This window comes from Microbacterium sp. dk485, assembly GCF_004570445.1.
GTDB lineage: Bacteria > Actinomycetota > Actinomycetes > Actinomycetales > Microbacteriaceae > Microbacterium > Microbacterium wangchenii.
Window position 1 is genome coordinate 148948 of record NZ_SPQW01000003.1, and the last position, 18903, is coordinate 167850.

The window sequence follows — 18903 nt, forward strand, 5'->3', positions numbered from 1 at the left end:
GGTTCATTCGGTGACGGGTGATGCGAGTCAGGATGCGGCTGTCCCACCTCCGGCTGGAACTGTTCCTTCCCGCGCGGTGGGCAGCGTCTCGCCCTTCGCGTCGGACTTGAGGATCGTCGTGCGGGCCTTGCCCCGCTTGCTGAAGACGTCGTACGCCACGGCGACGACGATGATGAGGCCCATCACGATCTGCTGCACGTAGGAGCCGATGCCGATGAGGTTCATGATGTTGCCCAGCACGCCGACGATGAGCGCTCCGGCGAGCGTCCCGAAGACGGTGCCGACACCGCCGGAGAAGCTCGTGCCACCGATGATGGGGGCCGTGATCGCCTGGAGCTCGTAGCCGATTCCGGCGTTGGGGAGCCCCGCGTTCACGCGCGACATGAAGATGACGCCGGCGATGCCCACGAGGGCGCCGTTGACCAGGAACGCCTGGTACTTCACCTTCTCCACCGCGATGCCCGCCGCCCGTGCGGCCTCCTCGTTACCGCCGACGGCGTACACCGAGCGGCCGTAGCGGGTCTGGTTCATGAGGTACCAGATCACGATCGTGACGACGATGAGGATCAGGACGGGAATGGGCAGCCAGCCGAGGTTGCCCTGACCGATGAGGATGAAGTCGCCCAGCTGCAGGACGTTCTGGCCCTGCGTCAGCTCCAGCACGGCGCCGCGCGCCATCAGCATCATGCCGAGGGTCACGATGAACGCGGGCGTGCGCAGCGTGGCCACGAGGAAGGCGTTGATCAGGTTGCAGATCATGCCGACGGCGATGCCCGCGAGCACACCGAACAGGAGGTTGCCGGTGGACTTGTAGACCATCACCGACGCCACGCCCGCGAAGGCCATGACCGCTCCGGCGGACAGGTCGATCATGCCGCCGATGATCAGCGTCATGGCACCGTAGGCGAGGATCGTGATGACCGCGACCTGGCGCAGCACGTTGAACACGTTGTCCGTGCTGAGGAAGTTCGGGCTCAGCATGCTCGCCGCTACCAGCACCACCACGAGGATGATGAATATGGAGTAGCGGCTGAGCTCCAGGGATTTCAGCTTTTCCAGCACGTCAGGCCACCTCGATTTCGTTCATGGCGAATTTCAGAATCGTCTCCTGCGAGAACTGCGGGGGCTCCAGCTCCGCCGTCAGGCGCCCGCCCGACATGACGTAGATCCGGTCGCACATGCCGATCAGCTCAGGCAGCTCGGAAGAGATCATGAGGATGCCGCGCCCCTGCCGGGCGAGCTCGGTCATGATCTTGTAGATCTCGTACTTCGCGCCCACGTCGATGCCGCGGGTCGGTTCGTCCAGCAGAAGCACCTTGGGGTCGGCGATGAGCCACCGCGCGAGCAGCACCTTCTGCTGGTTGCCGCCACTGAGGGACTCGATGCGCGTCTCGGTGCTGGGCGCCTTGACGTTCATCTTGGAGAAGTACTCCTCGACGAGCTTCTCCTCCTTGCGCGGGTGGGCGAAGCCGCCGTGGATCACCTTGCGCAGGCTCGCCAGCGTGGCGTTCTTCTTGATGCTCAGCTTCGGGATGATGCCGACCAGTCGCCGGTCCTCCGAGAGCATCGCGACGCCGTTGGCGATCGCCTTGCGCGGGGTGGACATGTCGGCGGGCTTGCCGTCGACCTCGATCGTCCCGGCATCCAGCGAGTCCAGTCCGAAGATCGCCCGGACCACTTCGCTGCGTCCGGCGCCGATGAGCCCCGCCAGGCCGACGATCTCGCCGGCCTTGATCTCCAGATCGATGTTCTCGAACAGGTGACGGCTGGACAGGCCCGAGGCGCGGAAGACCGTGGGCCCGATCTCGATGCGCTCCTTCGGGTACGACTGGTGGTCCAGGTCGCGGCCGACCATCTGCGCGATGACCTGGGCCGAGGTGATCTCGTCGGCGCGCTGCGAGCTGACGACCGCGCCGTCCCGGAGCACGCTGATGTCGTCGGCCAGCTCGAACACCTCGTCCATCTTGTGCGAGATGTAGATGATGGATTTGCCCTCGGCGCGCAGCGCGCGGATCTTGGCGAACAGCGACTCGACCTCTTTATGCGCGATGGCGGAGGTCGGCTCGTCCATGATCAGCACGTCGGCGCTGTGGTAGACGGCCCGCACGATCTCCAGCGTCTGGATCTCCGACACCGTGAGCGTGCTCAGGCGCCGGTTGATGGAGAAGTCGAGTCCTTCCGCCTTCAGGATGCGGCGGGCCTCGCGGCGGATGTGGCGCCAGTCGACCTTGCCGAACTTCATCGGCAGGCGTCCGAGGAAGAAGCTCTCCGCGATCGTCATCTCGGGGACGAAGTTGAGCTCCTGCGCGATCATCGCGATGCCCTGCGCGCGCGCCTCGATGGGGTTGCGGATCCGCACCTCCTCGCCGCGCACGCGGATCTCGCCGGTGTCGGGCTGGTAGATGCCGTTGATGATCTTCATCAGGGTCGACTTGCCGGCACCGTTCTCGCCGCACAGCGCGTGGACGGTGCCCGGACGCACCTCGAACGAGACGTCGTCGAGGGCTTTCACGCCGGGGAAAGACTTGGAGACGCCCCGGACCGAGAGGAGGGTGTCGCTCATGCCTCACCCCGCGCCGTCGCCACCGGATCCGCGACCCGTGCCACGCCGGGAAGCACGATGCGCTTGAGGCTGTCCAGCGCGCCGTCTCCGGTGAGCGCCTCCTCGACCTGCTCGAGCCCGAAGACGTGGGTCACCAGCGAGTCCAGGTCGACCTGTCCCGACTCCACGAGCGTGCGCGCGATGGGCCACGTCCCGGTGTAGCGGAAGATGCCCGTGACGTTGATCTCGCGCATCGCGACATCGGGCACCGAGAAGGGGATCTCGTCCGCGCTGCCGACGAGGACGACGGTGCCGCCGGGGCGCGTGGCCCGGATTCCGGCACGGATCGCCGGGGCCGCTCCGGACGCGTCGATGAAGACGTGGGCGTCGAGGCCATCGAGGGACTCCGCCGCAGGGTCGACCACGCGCGTCACTCCGTACTGCTGGGCGAGCTCGCGCCGGGAGGGGTTGATGTCGGAGACGATGACCTCGCTCGCCCCGAACGCGCGCGCCACCTGCGCGGCGATGATGCCGATCGGCCCGCCGCCGGCGATGAGGACGCGGTCGCCGACCTTGACGCCGCCCTTCTGGGCGGCGGCGATGCCGACCGACAGCGGCTCCATGAGCGCCGCAGCGTTGTCGCTGATCGAGTCGGGGATGTCGAAGGCGAAGTCGGCCTGGATCGTGACGTACTCGCAGAAGGCGCCGTCGATGGGCGGCGTCGCGAAGAACTCCATCTTCGGGCACAGGTTGTACTGGCCCGCCTTGCAGAACTCGCACACGCGGCAGGGCCGCTGGGGCTCGACGGCGACGCGGCGGCCGATGCGTGCGGGGTCGACGTCGTCGCCCACCGCCACGATGCGTCCGCTCAACTCGTGTCCGAGGATGATCGGCGCCTCCACGACGAAGTCGCCGATGCGGCCGTGCTGGTAGTAGTGCACGTCCGATCCGCACACGCCGACGGCGGCGACCTGGACGAGGACCTCGTCGGGGGCGACCGCCGGAACGGGACGCTGCTCGACCGCGATCGACTGGACCTCGGTCAGGACGCTGGCGTTCATGGTTCGGGGGATCTCGGTCATGTTCGCTCCGATTTCATTGGGACTGTCGTGAGGGGGAGTGGGCTCGGCGGAGTCAGCGCGCACGGCGCCCGAAGGTGGCGGACGAGGCGCCTGTCGAGCCGGCGAAGGGCTCAGGCGGGAGCGGGGAACCGGCGCGCGAAGGAGGGGAAGGTGACGTCATCGTCGCTCACGGGCGTACTCCTTTGGTGCGGGTCTTGACGCGCTCGGCCTGGTCATGCTCATATGAGCAGTGCCAGTTCAATCTTGAGCGGCTGTCTTCAGCGATCATACCCATCGAGGTCACATATGCAAGAACAGCGCCCCTCGCGCGCTCAAACGAGCGCAGGCGAGAACGCCGTCGCTGATCGCGCCCTCCTCGGGATGGTCGCGCGGCTGTACTACCTCGAAGACCTTCCCCGTGTCGACATCGCCGAGCGCCTCGGGATCTCGCGGTTCAAAGTCGCCCGCCTTCTCACACGCGCGCGCGAAGAGGGGGTGGTCACGATCGCCGTGCACGACCACGGGCTGCCCGACCCTCTGCTCAGCGAGGAACTGCGCGCCGCACTGGACCTGCGGGAGTGCCATGTGGTGCGTTCGCACGGCACGCGGGACAACGTCCGCCAGCAGCTGGGTGCTGCGGCGGCCGAGGTGCTCAGCGCGACGCTGTCGGACGGCGAGGTCCTGGGGCTGACGTGGGGTCGCTCCCTCACCGCGACGACGTCGCAGCTGAGCGCCCTGCCTCGGGTCACCGTGGTCCAGCTCACCGGCTTCGTCAGCGGCGAGATGGGGGCCTCCCCCGTCGAACTGGTCCGCGAGGCGTCCCAGCGCGCCGGCGGTGCCGTGTACCCGATCTTCTCGCCCCTGTTCGTCAAGGACGCCGAGACCGCCGACAACCTCAAACAGCACCCCGACATCCAGAAGGCGCTGCGCCTGTTCCCCCAGGTCACCACCGCGGTGGTGTCGGTGGGCAGCTGGAACCCGCCGGTCACCCAGGTGCGCGAAGTGCTGGCACCCGACGACGTCGCCCACGCCACCGCGCGGGGGTGCGTCGCCGACGTGGCCGGGATCCTCGTCCGCGAGGACGGCTCCCTCGTCGATCCGGAGTTCCAGCGTCGCACCGTGTCGATCTCGCACGAGGAGCTGCACGCCGTCCCCCGCGTCATGGCCGTCGCCGGAGGCGAGGAGAAGGCCGAGGCGATCCGGGCCATCGCCAAGGCCGGCCTCATGACGAGCCTCGTGACCGACCACGCCCTCGCCGAAGCCGCCCTGGCGGCGATCCGCGACGAGTGAGTCCAGTGCGGCTCAGTCGTCGACGGCGCCGAGCGTCGCGCCGGTCTGCGCCTCCGAATCCTCGATGACGGGGATGGACGTCGTGACGGTGGGCACGGACGCCGACAGCAGGGTCCCGTCCTCCCGGCGGGCATCGGCGAACTGACGCAGTGACGGCTTGCCGGGGATGACCGGCCCCTGTCCGCGCAGCGGCACTTCGGCACGGCCGCCCCCGTGGACGCTGTATCCGACCCCGCGCACCGAGAACTGCACCGGGTCGCCTTCACCCGCCTCGATCGTGAGCAGGTCGCGGGTCAGTGTCACATCCAGGCGCGTGCCGTGCCAGTGCAGCACGTACGACAGCGACGGCCATTCGGCCGGCAGCCGCGGGTCGAACGTGAGCTCGCCGAAGTGGTCGCGCATACCGCCGAAACCGGCCACCAGAGCCGTCCACACCCCGCCGGCGGAGGCGACGTGCACGCCGTCGGCGGCGTTGTGGTGCAGGTCGCCGAGGTCGACGAACAGGGCGTCGCGGAAGTACTCCAGGGCGAGGTTCTGGTAACCGACCTCGGCCGCGAGGATCGACTGCACGACGGCCGACAGCGTCGAGTCGCCCGTGGTCAGCGGGTCGTAGTACTCGAAGTCGGCGAGCTTCTCGTCGGCGGTGAAGTTGTCGCCCTGCAGGAACAGCGCCAGCACGACGTCGGCCTGCTTGAGCACCTGGTAGCGGTAGATCACGAGCGGGTGGAAGTGCAGCAGCAGCGGTCGCTGATCGGGCGGCGTGTGCTCGAGATCCCAGATCTCCCGCTCGAGGAACACCGCATCCTGCGGGTGGATGCCGAGGGCTTCGCTGTAGGGGATGTGCATCGCCTCGGCGGCTCGCTCCCACATCTCCGGCTCGGAGGGGTCGAGGTTCATCCGGTCGACCATGCGGAGGTAGGCGTCGTGATCGGCCTCCTGCATCTCGCGCACCGTGTGGGCGGCGAATCGCAGGTTGAAGCGCGCCATGACGTTGGTGAACAGGTTGTCGTTGACCACCGTGGTGTACTCGTCGGGTCCGGTCACGCCGTGGATGTGGAAGGTCTCGTTCTCCCCATCGATCACCCCGTCGCTCGAGCGCCAGAAGCCCAGGGTCGCCCACAGCCGCGCGGTGTCCACGGCGATGTCGACGCCTTCGGAATCGAGGAAGTCGACGTCGCCGGTGGCGCGCACGTACTTGGCCACGGCGTAGCTGACGTCGGCGTTGATGTGGTACTGCGCGGTGCCTGCGGCGTAGTAGGCCGACGCCTCCTCGCCGTTGATGGTGCGCCACGGGAACAGCGCGCCGGCCTCGTTGAGCTGATGCGCGCGCTTGCGGGCGGCCGGCAGCATCAGATACCGCATCCGCAGCGCGTTGCGTGCCCACAGCGGCGTCGTGTACGCCAGGAACGGCAGCACATAGATCTCGGTGTCCCAGAAGTAGTGGCCCGAGTACCCAGAACCGGTCACGCCCTTGGCGGGAACGCCCTGCCCGTCGGCGCGGGCGGCGGCCTGGGCGAGCTGGAAGAGGCACCAGCGGGTCGCCTGCTGCAGGTCGGGGTGGCCCTCGATGCGCACGTCGGAGCGCTCCCAGAAGCCGTCCAGCCACGCGCGCTGGCGTGCGAACAGCTCTTCCACGCCCAGCGCCTCGGCACGGTCGAGGCCGCGGCGGCAGCGGTCGATGAGCTCTCCCGCGGGGACGCCGCGGGACGTGTGGTAGCTGACGATCTTCGTCAGCGTGGTCGGCACGCCCGCCTTCGCCTGCACGCGGAAGACGTTCTTGGCGATGTCGGGTTCGATGAGGCGGCGGGCCGAGTACTCGTTGCCGGTGTCGACGAGATGGTCGGCGATGACCGCGAGGGTCATCCCCGACTCGCTCACGCGGTAGCTCAGCGCCGAGCGCTCCTCGTCCTGCCAGTAGTCCTGGGGTTGCAGAACCCGCTCCTGCAGCTTGTCCGGCTGGCGCGGATCGAACCCGGCGCGGTTCTTCCGCACGCCCATCGGCGAGCCGCCGTAGATCCCCTCGCCGTCCTGGCGGTTGATCAGCTGCGAGCTGATGGTGACGGGGGCGTCGTCGTTGATGACGGTGACCGTGAGCCGCATGACGGCGAGGTGCTTCTCCTCGAACGACACCATCCGTTCGTCCTCGATCTCCACCTGCTTGCCCGACGGGGTGACCCACAGCAGGCGCCGGCGCAGAACCCCCTCGCGCATGTCCAGCACACGTTCGTACTCGCGGACGTCGGCCACGTCGAAGGAGAGCGGCTCATCGTCGACGTAGACGCGCATGACCTTCGCATCCGGCGCGTTGATGATGGTCTGCCCCACCTCGGCGAACCCGTACGCCCGCTCGGCGTGGCGGATCGGGAAGATCTCGTGGAAGCCGTTGATGAAGGTGCCCTGCTCCTGCGCGAAGCGCCCCTCAGGGTAGTTCCCGCGCAGCCCGAGGTAGCCGTTGCCGACGGAGAAGAGCGTCTCGGTCACCCCGGCGTCGTCGAGCGAGCCCTCTGTTTCGATGAGCCGCCACTCGTCGACGGGGAATCGACCGCGATCGATCATGTGCTGCCTTCCTGGCGAAGTTCGGGATGCTTCGGATGGTCAGTCTACGAAGGCCGCGAGGTCATCGACGACGACCGTGGCGCCGGCTCGCGTGAGATTCTCGCCGCCGACGCCACGATCGACTCCGACGACGACCGCGAAGCCGCCGGCCGCGGCCGACTGCACCCCGCTGAGGGCGTCTTCCACGGCGACCGAGCGCGCCGGGTCGACCCCCAGCATCCGCGCGGCCTCGACGAACACGTCGGGGGCGGGCTTGGAACGGAGGTGATCGCGCTCGGCGACGACGCCGTCCATGACGACGGTGAACCGATCGCGGATGCCCGCCGCCTCGAGCACCTCTTCGGCGTTCTTCGAACTGGACACCACGGCGATCGGCACGTGTGCGGCGAGGAGCCCGTCCACCAGGCGCACCGAGCCGGGATAGGGAGAGATCCCCTCCGAGCGCAGCACGGCGGCGAAGACCACGTTCTTGCGGTTGCCGATGCCGCAGACGGTGTCGGCGGTGGGCGGGTCTGCGGGGTCCCCCCACGGCACTTCGACGTCACGGCTGCGCAGGAGGCTCGCCACGCCGTCGTATCGCTTCTTGCCGTCGAGGTACTCGAAGTAGTCGCGGTCGGTGTAGGGCGGGCGGATGTCCCACTGCGCGAACAGTTCCTCGAACATCGTCCGCCACGCGTGCATGTGCACCTCGGCGGTCGGAGTGAGCACGCCGTCCAGGTCGAACAGGACGGCGTCGTAGGCGGCGAGATCGGGCAGGCTGTCGGGGTTTCCGTCGGTCACCGCATCAGCGTAGTCAGCCGATACGGGCCCGGGGCGAGGGATTGCGCTGCGCATGGGACACCCGCACGGAACACTCAGCCGCCCGCGACCTGCAGCGCCTGCCGCGCGATCTCGAGCTCTTCGTTGGTGGGCACGACGAGCACCGTCACCACCGAGGCCTCCGTGGAGATGACCCGCGTCCCCCGTTCGGGTGCGGTGTTGCGCGCCGGGTCGATCTCGATGCCGGCGAATCCGAACGTCGCGAGCGACTCGGAGCGCACTTCCGGCGTGTTCTCCCCCACGCCCGCGGTGAAGGAGATGACGTCGACCCCGCCGAGCTGGGCGAGGTAGGCGCCCGCGTACGCGCGCAGACGATGGATGTAGACGTCCCAGGCACGCGTGATCCGCACGTCGCCCGCGTCCACGCCCGCGCGGATGTCGCGCATGTCGCTGACGCCGGCGAGACCCAGTAGCCCCGAGCGCTTGTTCAGCAGGTCGTCCAGATCGCTGATCGACATGTCCGCGCGCCGGGCCAGGTGCAGGAGCACGGCCGGATCCAGGTCGCCCGAGCGCGTCCCCATCACCAGGCCCTCCAAGGGCGTGAGGCCCATGGAGGTCTCCACCGACCGTCCGCCATCGATCGCGGTGACCGACGCTCCGTTGCCGAGGTGGAAGACGATCTGCTTCAGCTCGCCGAGGGGCCGGCCGAGGAAGGCGGCGGCGGACTCGCTGACGAACTGGTGGCTGGTGCCGTGGAATCCGTACCGGCGGATGCGGTGGGCCTCGGCCAGCTGCGTGTCGATCGCGTACGTGTACGCGGCGGGGGAAAGGGTCTGGTGGAACGCCGTGTCGAACACCGCCACGTGCGGGACGTCGGGGAACGCTGTGCGTGCGGCGACGATCCCGGCGAGGTTCGCCGGGTTGTGCAGCGGCGCCAGGACCGACAGCTCGTCGATGTTGATCTCCACGAGCGGGGTCACGAGCGTCGGCTCGTAGAACCGCGCTCCCCCGTGCACGACGCGATGGCCCACCGCGACGGGGGCCCGCTCGGAAAGCGAAGGCCCGTGCTGCGCGAAGGCCTCGAGCATCACCTGGAACCCCGCCGTGTGATCGGGGATCGCGCGGCGGATCTCGGAGGTGGCGTCGGTGACGGTGAGGGAGACGCCGTCGGAGCCTCCGGCCAGCGCGGCGGCCATGACGGTGTGCCGGGCGAGCCCGGACTCCTGCCCGATGCGCTCCACGAGCCCTTTCGCGAGCACCTGCTCGGAGTCGCCGTCCAGCAGCTGGTACTTGATGGAGGACGATCCGGAATTGATCACGAGGACATCGCTCATGGTGTGCCGGCCTCCGGGGTGGCGCCGTCGGCCTGGGCCTGGATCGCCGTGATCGCGATGGTGTTGACGATGTCCTCCACGAGCGCACCGCGGGAGAGGTCGTTGATGGGCTTGTTCAGCCCCTGCAGCACGGGCCCGATCGCCACCGCGCCGGCGGAGCGCTGCACGGCCTTGTAGGTGTTGTTCCCGGTGTTCAGGTCGGGGAAGACGAACACGGTGGCCCGGCCGGCCACGTCGGATCCGGGCATCTTCGCCTTCGCCACGGCCGCGTCGGCGGCGGCGTCGTACTGGATGGGCCCCTCGACCAGCAGCTCGGGCGCCCGCTCGCGCACGAGCGCGGTGGCCGTGCGCACCTTCTCGACGTCGGCGCCCTTGCCCGATTCTCCGGTGGAGTACGACAGCATCGCCACGCGGGGCGCGATGCCGAACTGCTCGGCGGTGGCGGCGGACGAGATGGCGATGTCGGCCAGCTGCTCGCTCGTGGGGTCGGGGATGACGGCGCAGTCGCCGTACACGAGCACGCGGTCGGCCAGCGCCATCAGGAAGACGCTGGAGACCACGGAGACGCCGGGACGGGTCTTGATGATCTCGAACGCCGGACGGATCGTGTGCGCCGTGGTGTGCGCCGCGCCCGAGACCATCCCGTCGGCCAACCCGAGATGGACCATCAGGGTGCCGAAGTACGACCCGTCGGTGACGGTGTCGGCCGCCCGCGCGTACGTCATGCCCTTGTGGGCGCGGAGGCGCTCGTACTCGCGCGCGAACCGGTCGACGTACACCGCGTCGAAGGGGCTGATCACGCGCGCCTCCCGCAGGTCGATCCCGAGCTCGATCGCCCGGTTCCGCACCTCGATCTCCTCACCGAGGATCGTGAGGTCGGCGATCCCGCGTGCGAGCACGGTCGCCGCCGCGCGCAGCACGCGGTCGTCACTGCCCTCGGGCAGCACGATGTGACGGCGGTGGGTGCGGGCGCGCTCGATGAGGCCGTACTCGAACATCAGCGGCGTGACGACGGTGGGCTCGGCCACCCCGAGCAGCCGCGTGAGCTCGGCGGTGTCGACGTGGCGCTCGAAGATCGCCAGCGCGGTGTCGTAGCGGCGCTGGGAGTCGGCGGCGAGACGGCCGCGGGTGTTCATCACGCGCACGGCGGTGTCATAGGTGCCGAGATCGGTCGCGATGATCGGCAGCGACGAGCCGAGGCCGTCGATGAGGCGATCGACCGGCTCGGGCAGCGGGAAGCCGCCGTTGAGCACGATGCCCGCGAGGGAGGGGAAGGTGCCGGAGGCGTTGGCCAGGAGGGTGGCCAGCAGCACCTCCGCCCGGTCGGCGGGGATCACCACGATCGACGACTCGGTCAGGCGCGGCAGGACGTTCACCATCGACATCCCGGCCACCACGACGCCGAGCACCTCGCGCGTGAGCAGGGCGGGATCGCCCTTGACGAGCTCGCCGCCGACCGAGCGCATGACGCCCCGCACCGACGGGGCGACGAGGAAGCGGTCTTCGGGGAGCGCCCACACCGGGACGTCACGGCCCGGCGTGGCACGGGCGCTGTCGACGCCGAGGACGGCCCGCACAGAGTCGACGATGTCGTCCAGCGCCTCGGGATCGGCGCGGTTGACGACCACGGCCAGGAGCTCGGCGCGCTCGTGGGCCAGTTCGACCAGGGCCAGTGCCGCGGCCTGACCGACCTGCTCGGGCGTGCGGGGCCTGCTGGAGCCGAGCTGCTCGCTCTGGCCGTGCTGGGCTCGCCCGCCGACGACGAGGAGCACCGGGGCGCCGAGATTCGCCGCGATGCGCCCGTTGTAGGCGAGTTCGGCGGGACTGGACACATCGGTGTAGTCGCTGCCGATGACCACGACCGCGTCGCACTGGGCCTGGACGGCCTTGTACCGTTCGACGATCCTCGCCAGCGCCGCATCCGGGTCGCCGCGCACGTCGTCGTAGGTCACCCCCACGCACTCGTCGTACTCGAGGTCGACGCCGTCGTGATCGAGGAGCATCTCCAGCACGTAGTCGCGCTCGGCCGTGGATCGTGCGATGGGGCGGAAAACTCCCACGCGGGGGGTGGCGTGACTGAGCGCGTCGAGAACTCCCAGGGCCACGCTGGATTTGCCCGAGTTCCCCTCTGCCGAGGTGATGTAGATGCTCTGCGCCACGCGTCCACCCTACGGCGGCGATCCCGCGGGCGGAGGGGCCCGGGACCGGGACAAAAAATAAGACTCTCCGCGCACCCAGCAGAGCCTGGTTACCCTTGCTACGTTTCCGTCCTGGGGGAGTTGGCCTGGATGCCGTCACGCGGAGAGCCGGCTCCAGTGTAGCGGCCGACTCGGCCTGCGGCCAACGCGGGCTCGCCGACGCCGCCGCCTGCCACGTCCTCCCGCGCGCAACAAGGGCAGACTTCTCCCGGCCCCGACGGCCGAAAGCGGGGTTACGATCGGGTCACGACCGGCGACGACGCCACTCCCCGGACCCGAGGGATTCATGAACGAGACTGCGACGACATCGCCCGACTCCGCATCGGGGCCGCTCACCCCGGACGACTTCGGGCGGATCACCGACAGCATCGCCACGTCGATGTCGCGCGTGATCGACGGCAAGCCCGAGGCCGTCCGCTCCGCCCTGGTGGCACTCCTGGCGGAGGGACACCTCCTGATCGAGGACGTCCCCGGCGTCGGCAAGACGATGCTGGCGCGCGCCCTGGCCGCCTCGGTGGATGCGAGCGTGCGACGCATCCAGTTCACGCCGGACCTGCTGCCCGGCGACGTCACCGGGGTATCCGTGTTCAACCCGGTCGACCGCGAGTTCGAGTTCAAACCCGGCGCCATCTTCGCCAATGTCGTCATCGCCGACGAGATCAACCGTTCCTCCCCCAAGACGCAGTCGGCTCTGCTGGAGGCGATGGAGGAGCAGCAGGTCACCGTCGACGGTCGCACACACCCGCTCCCCGATCCCTTCCTCGTCGTCGCGACACAGAACCCCCTGGAGATGGAGGGCACGTACGCGCTGCCCGAAGCTCAGCGTGACCGGTTCATGATGCGCATCTCCATGGGGTACCCGGATGCGCGCAGCGAGGCGCTCATGCTGCGCCAGCGCGACAGCGTCAACCCGCTCGAGGCGATCCGCCCCGTCGTCACCGCCGCGCGCGTGACGGAGCTGATCGCGTGGGCGCGAGCCGTCCATGTGTCACCCGCCGTGGAGGACTACGCCGTCGCGCTGGCCCACGCCACGCGCACGCACCCCGACCTGCGCCTCGGCGCGAGCCCGCGCGCCACCCTGCAGCTGGTGCGTGCGGCGAAGGTGTGGGCGGCCCTGGACGGGCGCGGGTTCGTCATCCCCGACGACGTGACCGCGCTGCTCTCCCCCGTCTTCGCGCACCGTCTCATTCCCAGCCGCGCCGCCGCCGGCGGCCGGCCCTCGGCCGAAGTGGTCGCCTCGACGCTGGAACGGATCGCCGGGTCGGTGCGCGTACCGCTGGCCGCGCGGATGTGAGCCGGCGATGAGACGTCTGTGGCCACTGACCGCCCGCGGCACGGGGGCCGTGGCCCTCGCCGTCCTCGCGTTCCTCATCGCCCATGAGGCCGGCGTCGGCGAGTTGTTGTACTTCGGCGTGCTGCTGCTGGTCGTGGTCGCCGGGAGCATCGTGTCGCTGTTCACGGCGCGGCGCACCGAAGCCGTCTCGCGCTCCCTCGTCCCCGACGTCGCCGCCGTCGGGCGCGAGAGCACCGTGCGCGTGCGAGCCGGGATGCGCTCGGCGCTGCCGACGGCACCCGGGACGTGGGAGGACACCCTGTCCCCCGGCCTGACCGGCCGCGCCCGCGGCATCTTCCCCGCCCTGGGCTCCGGGCTCCGCGGTGGCGACGGGAGTGTCGAGCTGAGTTACACGGTGCATGGCCGGGCCCGCGGCATCCACCCCCTCGGCCCCCTCGTCGTCACGGCCACCGATCCCTTCGGTCTGGCCCGCCGGCGGTTCTCCCTCGGTGGGCGGACCCGCGTCACCGTCGCCCCGGCGATCGTCGAACTGTCCACGCTGCCGACCGCGCCCGGTGAGGCGGGCGGGATGCTCCAGGCCACGACGGCGCAGCTGGGGCAGGGCGCGGACAATCTCGTCGCCCGGCCGTACGCGCCGGGCGATTCGATGCGGCGCATCCACTGGCGGGCGACCGCGCACCGCGACACGCTGATGGTGCGCCAGGAGGAGCAGGAGGCGACCCCGGAAGCCAGCGTCGTGCTGGACCGCGGCGTGCTGCGCTGGGGTTCGGACGCGATCCTGGCGCCGGGCCTGGACCCCGCGTTCGAGACCGGTGTGTCGGCGGCGGTGTCGGCGGTGATGCAGCTCGTGCGGGAGGGGTACAGCGTCGAGCTGATGGACTCCAACGGCGTGCCGCTGTCGGACCCGCTCGCTGGCGGCGAGGTCTTCGACGTCGAGGCGCTGGCCGCGCAGCTGGCCACTCTCACGACCCGTAAGGGCGATGACCTCGCCCGCGTCGCAGCACTGTTCGCCGGCGTGGTGACCGGACCCGTCGTCGTGGTCACCGGACGCCTCTCCGCGAGCGACACCGAGGCGCTCGCCCCTCTCGCCCACCACTCGGCACTGCCCGTTCTCCTCGGAGTCGGAGCCGCCTCGGACGCCGTGGACCGGCTGCGCATGGCCGGATGGTGCGCGGCCGCCATCGCCGACGACGAGGGCATCGCAGCGGCGTGGGACCAAGCCGTGGACCGGGGGCCGGCGCGTGTCCACTGAGGCGTGGGGGGCGCGAGGCGGCGCACGCGACCGGGCGCCGTGGGCGCGGCGCACCGACGTCCTGCTCGCGGCCGGAGTGCTCGCCGCACTGGTGGGGGCCACGCTGCCCCTGCTGCGGGTGATCGACAGCGGATGGTGGCTGGCCGCCGCCCTGGGCCTCGCCGCGGCAGTGCTGGCCACCGGCGTCCTGGGCCGCGGGATGCGGCTGCCTGGAGTGGCCGTGGCCGCACTCGAGGGGGTGGTGTGGGTCCTCCTGCTCACGGTGATGTTCGGCCGTTCCTCCGCCGTGCTGTGGATGGTCCCGACACCCGACACCTTCGCGACCGTCCCGGTGCTGGTGTCGGCCGGCGTCGAGGAGATCGTGCTGGGCGCCGCTCCGCTGGAGCCGGGGGTGCCCCTGACGTTCGTGCTGGTGGCCGCCGTGGGCCTGGTGGCCCTCGCGATCGATCACGTGGTGCTGACCGCGCGCATGCCGCTGCTCGCCGGGGTCGCCCTCGTGGCGACCTCGCTGATCCCCTCCATCGCCGTCCCCGGCGAGATCGACCTCGTCGGGTTCGTCGTCCTCTCCGTCAGCGTGCTGTTCCTCCTCCGCATCGACACCCGCGCGCGCCATCGCGAGCCGGATGCCCCGTCTGTGCGCGGCGCCGGCGGGTACGCTGCAGTAGCCGACGAGCCGCGCCGCTCGGTCGGCGCGACGGCCACGGCGCTGGCGATCGGGGCGATCGCGGTCGTGGCGGCGGTTGTGGCAACCCCGCTCCTGCCCACCCCTCTCGCCCGGGCCGGCTCGGGAGGCCTGGGCACCGGATCCACGATCGACCCGACTCTCGAGCTCGGCGACGACCTGCGCCAGCCCCGCGAGACGCAGGTGCTGACCGTCCGCTCCTCCGCCTCCGACGCGCCGTACCTGCGCGCGGTCACGCTCTCCGACTTCGACGGCTCGGTGTGGGAGCCCGACACCGGACGCACGACGCCCCTGGCAGCGGACGAGGAGTCCTTCCCCGCGCTGGAGGTGGACCCGGGCATAGAGATGGAGGAGCAGCGCGCCACCGTGGAGATCGTTGATCTGAACTCCCCCTGGCTGCCGGTGCCGTTCCCTGCGACGACGGTGACCGGGCTCGATGGAGCGTGGGGGGCCCTCGCCCAGAACCGCACCGTCGTGGCCCGCAGCGGATCGACGCAGGGTCAGGGGTACGACGTCGAGAGCACCGTGCCACGGCCCACGCTCGAGCAGATCAGCGGGATCGAGGCGGGCGGGCAGGTGCGCGAGGAGTCCTACCTCCTTCCCGACGATCTGCCGGCGGTCATCGAACAGACCGCTCGCGAGGTGACCGCTGACGCCCAGAGCGACTTCGAGGCCCTGCAGGACCTGCAGGCGTGGTTCCGCAGTTCCGAGTTCGAGTACTCCCTCGAGGCCCCCGTGGAGGAGGGGTTCGACGGCTCCGGCGCACTGGCCGTCGCCGACTTCCTCGCCGTGCGGCAGGGCTACTGCGTCCACTTCGCGTCCGCGTTCGCGCTCATGGCGCGCACCCTCGACATGCCCTCCCGCATCGTCGTGGGCTACCTCCCCGGAGTGAGCACGAACGAATCCACCGACGGCGAGACGATCTACTCCGTCTCCAGCAGCCAGCTGCACTCGTGGCCGGAGGTGCACTTCCCGGGCGTGGGCTGGGTGCCCTTCGAGCCCACGAACAGCCTCGGGTCGCCCACGAGCTTCTCCTCGGCGGGCGCAGCGGGCTCAGGGGCCCCCGCCGACGGGGCGCCGGAGGACGCGCTGCAGCCGGACGCGGGCCCGACGGCTTCGCCGACAGCCGGCGCGCGTCCGCAGGACGACCTGCAGGCCGGGGGCGGAGGCACGACGACGACAGGCGGCGTGGGCCCGTGGCCGGGTGTGGGCACCGGGATGCTGCTGCTTGCACTGCTGGCACTGCCCGGCGTCCTGCGCGAGGCCCGTCGGCGCAGGGCCGTCCAGGCGGCGGAGGGCGGCGACGCCGGGGCGGCATGGCTCGCCCTCCAGGAACTGGCCATCGATCTGGGGATCCCGGTTCCCGGGGCGGAGTCCCCGCGCGCCTTCGGGGCGCGGCTGACGCGTCACCACGGCGCGTCCGAGAAGGCCGTGGGGGTACTCGTGGCCGCGATCGAGCGCTCCAGCTACGGCGCGGCCTCCCGCTTCGAACACGGCGGCGGCCTCGCACCCGCACTGGCGGAAGCGCGTACCGGGCTGCTCGGGGGCGTCACCCCGTGGCGGCGCATTCTGTCGGTCGCCGTCCCGCGGTCTCTCGTGATCCGCCCGGGATCCGCCTACGCGCACCCGCCGGAACCGGCCACCGCCCGCTGACCTTCCCCTGCGGTTCGGGCGGCGCCGCGCTTACGGGTAGGATGGTCGGCGGCCCTCCGGGGCCTCAGGAGGATTCGCCTAGTGGCCTATGGCGCACGCTTGGAAAGCGTGTTGGGTGCAAGCCCTCGGGGGTTCGAATCCCCCATCCTCCGCCATCAGTCCCCTCGCACCGCGCCTGCCGCCTAGTGGCGCACGCGTGCGTCGTCGGCGCGCGGGGCGAGGACCGCGTCGGGGCGCAGGTCCAACCGCCGCAGCAACTGGGCGTTGAGGGCGACGACGATGGTGGACAGCGACATCAGGATGGCCCCCACCGACATCGGCAGCACGAACCCGATCGGAGCCAGGATGCCGGCGGCCAGCGGCACCGAGATGAGGTTGTAGCCGGCCGCCCACCACAGGTTCTGCGCCATCTTGCGATACGACGCGCGCGAGAGCTCGATCACCGACAGCACCGACCGCGGATCGTCGCTGGCGAGGATGACTCCCGCTGACGCGATGGCCACGTCGGTTCCCGCGCCGATCGCGATGCCGACGTCGGCCTGGGCGAGGGCGGGCGCGTCGTTGACACCATCGCCGACCATCGCGACGGTGTGACCCTCGTCCTGCAGCTGCTTCACCTTCGACGACTTGTCCTCCGGGCGCACGCCGGCGAAGAACCGCGCGATGCCGAGGTCTGCGGCCACGGATGCGGCGACCGCTTCGGCATCCCCGGTGATCATCACCACCTCGACGCCGCGGCTCTGGAGTGCGGCGACGGCCTGCCGGGACTTGGGGCGGATCTCATCCGCCAGGCGCAGCGCCCCGGCGACCCGCCCGTCGACGAGGACGTGCAGGATGATCGCACCCTCCTCACGCCACCCCTCCGCGATCGGCAGTTCGCGCGCACCGGCCTCCTCGAGCAGAGACGGGCCGCCGACCTGCACCACCCGGCCGTCCACGTCGGCCCGCACGCCGACGGCGGGCGAGGATGCGAAGCCCCGTGAAGGCGGCACGGGCAGGTTCTTCGCGCGGGCCGCGGCGACGATGGCACGGCCCAAGGGGTGCTCCGAATCCGACTCTGCGGCGGCGGCCAGCGACACGAGCCGATCCTCGTCGATCCCCTCTCCCGGAGACACCGCCGTCACGGCGGGGGCGCCCATGGTGAGGGTGCCGGTCTTGTCGAACACGACGGTGTCCACGGTGCGCATCGCCTCCAGTGCGAGGCGGTCTTTCACGAGCACGCCCGCCCGTGCGGCCCGCTCGGTCGCGATGGACACCACCAGCGGGATCGCCAGGCCCAGCGCGTGCGGGCACGCGATGACCAGAACCGTGATCGTGCGGACGACGGCCTCATCGGGCAGACCGATGACCGTCCATACCGCGGCGGTGATCCCGGCGGCGATGAGAGCGAACCAGAAGAGCCAGCCGGCAGCCCGATCGGCCAGGCGCTGCGCGCGGGAGGAGGAGTTCTGCGCCTCGGTCACCAGCCGCCGGATGCCCGCCAGCGCGGTGTCCTCGCCGACCGCGGTCACGCGGATGCGCAGGCCGGAGTCGGTGGCCACCGTACCGGCGACGACCGGGTCGCCGTCTCGACGGAGCACGGGCCGGGACTCGCCGGTGATCATCGACTCGTCCATGCTCGCCGACCCCTGCACGACCCGGCCGTCGGCGGGAACACGCCCGCCGGGGCGGACGACGACCACGTCGCCGACGTGCAGCTCGGACGGGGAGACGGGAACGATCGTGTCGCCGTCGACCCGGTGCGCCTCGTCGGGAAGCAGCGCGGCGAGGGAATCCAGGGCGGACGTCGCCTCTGCCAGGGACCGCATCTCGATCCAGTGCCCGAGGAGCATGATGACGATCAGCAGCGCCAGCTCCCACCAGAAGTCCAGCTCGTGGTGCAGCACCCCCAGGCTCGCGCCCCAGGATGCGACGAACGCGACGGTGATGGCCAGGCCGATCAGGAGCATCATGCCGGGCGTGCGGGCGCGCAGTTCACTGACGGCGCCGGTGAGGAAGGGTGCCCCGCCCCACGCGTACATGACGGTACCGAGCACCGGCGAGATCCAGTCCGCCCATGGCGCGTCCGGCAGCGGGTACCCCAGCAGCATCGAGAACATGCCCGAGAACGCCACGACCGGCACGGCGAAGACCAGCATGATCCAGAACAGCCGGCGGAAGCGCGCGACGTGGCCGGCGTGGCCGGCGTGGCCGGCGTGGCCGGCGTGGCCGGCGTGGCCGGCGTGGTCGACGTGGTCGACGTGGCCGGCGTGGTCGACGTGGTGGTGGTCGTGCTGGCTCAT

Annotated in this window: 12 protein-coding genes, 1 tRNA gene and 1 other RNA gene; 5 read left to right on the plus strand and 9 right to left on the minus strand. The window is 70.6% G+C overall.

What is annotated here, in order from left to right:
* Positions 1 to 27: 27 nt before the first annotated feature.
* The 3 genes from E4V99_RS17860 to E4V99_RS17870 are packed head-to-tail and all read right to left on the minus strand — an operon-like array spanning position 28 to position 3624.
* Complete coding sequence (locus E4V99_RS17860) at positions 28 to 1062, minus strand: ABC transporter permease (RefSeq protein WP_209305656.1); 1035 nt, start codon at positions 1060 to 1062, stop codon at positions 28 to 30.
* A 1-nt stretch (position 1063) separates the two neighbouring features.
* Entirely contained in the window at positions 1064 to 2563 is a 1500-nt protein-coding gene (locus tag E4V99_RS17865; protein WP_135068289.1) for a sugar ABC transporter ATP-binding protein, read from the minus strand.
* Complete coding sequence (locus E4V99_RS17870; RefSeq protein WP_135118093.1) at positions 2560 to 3624, minus strand: NAD(P)-dependent alcohol dehydrogenase; 1065 nt, start codon at positions 3622 to 3624, stop codon at positions 2560 to 2562. The genes E4V99_RS17865 and E4V99_RS17870 overlap by 4 nt, the downstream gene beginning before the upstream one ends.
* 285 nt (positions 3625 to 3909) lie before the next feature.
* On the opposite strand from E4V99_RS17870, the gene E4V99_RS17875 reads away from it, so the two are divergent.
* On the plus strand, positions 3910 to 4893 hold the full coding sequence (locus E4V99_RS17875) for a sugar-binding domain-containing protein (RefSeq protein WP_167758153.1): 984 nt from the start codon (positions 3910 to 3912) through the stop codon (positions 4891 to 4893).
* A 12-nt stretch (positions 4894 to 4905) separates the two neighbouring features.
* Here E4V99_RS17875 and E4V99_RS17880 read toward each other — a convergent pair whose 3' ends face one another.
* The 5 genes from E4V99_RS17880 to ffs all read right to left on the minus strand — a co-directional run bounded on the left by E4V99_RS17880 (position 4906) and on the right by ffs (position 11853).
* Positions 4906 to 7449, minus strand: coding sequence for a glycosyl hydrolase family 65 protein (locus tag E4V99_RS17880; RefSeq protein ID WP_135118095.1), 2544 nt, complete (start codon positions 7447 to 7449; stop codon positions 4906 to 4908).
* Positions 7450 to 7488: 39 nt separating this feature from the next.
* Complete coding sequence (locus E4V99_RS17885) at positions 7489 to 8229, minus strand: beta-phosphoglucomutase family hydrolase (protein ID WP_245233244.1); 741 nt, start codon at positions 8227 to 8229, stop codon at positions 7489 to 7491.
* A 74-nt stretch (positions 8230 to 8303) separates the two neighbouring features.
* Entirely contained in the window at positions 8304 to 9542 is a 1239-nt protein-coding gene (locus E4V99_RS17890; RefSeq protein WP_135118097.1) for an acetate kinase, read from the minus strand.
* A complete protein-coding gene (pta, locus tag E4V99_RS17895; RefSeq protein WP_135118098.1) occupies positions 9539 to 11701 on the minus strand; it encodes a phosphate acetyltransferase in 2163 nt (720 codons plus the stop codon). Before pta ends, E4V99_RS17890 begins: the two co-directional genes overlap by 4 nt.
* A gap of 55 nt (positions 11702 to 11756) precedes the next feature.
* Positions 11757 to 11853: signal recognition particle sRNA small type (gene ffs, locus E4V99_RS17900), an RNA gene on the minus strand.
* Positions 11854 to 12119: 266 nt separating this feature from the next.
* Here ffs and E4V99_RS17905 point away from each other — a divergent pair.
* The 4 genes from E4V99_RS17905 (at position 12120) to E4V99_RS17920 (ending at position 16776) form a co-directional block, all read left to right on the plus strand.
* Positions 12120 to 13034 (plus strand): MoxR family ATPase, encoded by a 915-nt coding sequence (locus E4V99_RS17905; protein WP_245233249.1) that lies wholly within the window; start codon positions 12120 to 12122, stop codon positions 13032 to 13034.
* A gap of 7 nt (positions 13035 to 13041) precedes the next feature.
* Positions 13042 to 14286: a DUF58 domain-containing protein gene (locus E4V99_RS17910; RefSeq protein WP_135118100.1), complete on the plus strand. Its 1245-nt coding sequence runs from the start codon at positions 13042 to 13044 to the stop codon at positions 14284 to 14286.
* Positions 14276 to 16621 (plus strand): DUF3488 and transglutaminase-like domain-containing protein, encoded by a 2346-nt coding sequence (locus E4V99_RS17915; RefSeq protein WP_135118101.1) that lies wholly within the window; start codon positions 14276 to 14278, stop codon positions 16619 to 16621. Before E4V99_RS17910 ends, E4V99_RS17915 begins: the two co-directional genes overlap by 11 nt.
* 67 nt (positions 16622 to 16688) lie before the next feature.
* Positions 16689 to 16776 (plus strand) — tRNA-Ser (locus E4V99_RS17920).
* Between the two features lie 27 nt (positions 16777 to 16803).
* On the opposite strand, the gene E4V99_RS17925 is transcribed toward E4V99_RS17920, so the two are convergent.
* Positions 16804 to 18903, minus strand: a complete 2100-nt coding sequence (locus E4V99_RS17925) for a heavy metal translocating P-type ATPase (RefSeq protein WP_135118102.1) — start codon at positions 18901 to 18903, stop codon at positions 16804 to 16806.

Excerpts from the sequence above, each read along its gene's own strand:
- E4V99_RS17925 (WP_135118102.1), bottom strand. The coding sequence starts at position 18,903 with ATGAGCCAGCACGACCACCACCACGTCGACCACGCCGGCCACGTCGAC.
- E4V99_RS17910 (WP_135118100.1), top strand. The coding sequence starts at position 13,042 with ATGAGACGTCTGTGGCCACTGACCGCCCGCGGCACGGGGGCCGTGGCC.
- E4V99_RS17880 (WP_135118095.1), bottom strand. The coding sequence starts at position 7,449 with ATGATCGATCGCGGTCGATTCCCCGTCGACGAGTGGCGGCTCATCGAA.
- E4V99_RS17905 (WP_245233249.1), top strand. The coding sequence starts at position 12,120 with ATGTCGCGCGTGATCGACGGCAAGCCCGAGGCCGTCCGCTCCGCCCTG.
- E4V99_RS17875 (WP_167758153.1), top strand. The coding sequence starts at position 3,910 with ATGCAAGAACAGCGCCCCTCGCGCGCTCAAACGAGCGCAGGCGAGAAC.
- E4V99_RS17890 (WP_135118097.1), bottom strand. The coding sequence starts at position 9,542 with ATGAGCGATGTCCTCGTGATCAATTCCGGATCGTCCTCCATCAAGTAC.
- E4V99_RS17870 (WP_135118093.1), bottom strand. The coding sequence starts at position 3,624 with ATGACCGAGATCCCCCGAACCATGAACGCCAGCGTCCTGACCGAGGTC.
- E4V99_RS17865 (WP_135068289.1), bottom strand. The coding sequence starts at position 2,563 with ATGAGCGACACCCTCCTCTCGGTCCGGGGCGTCTCCAAGTCTTTCCCC.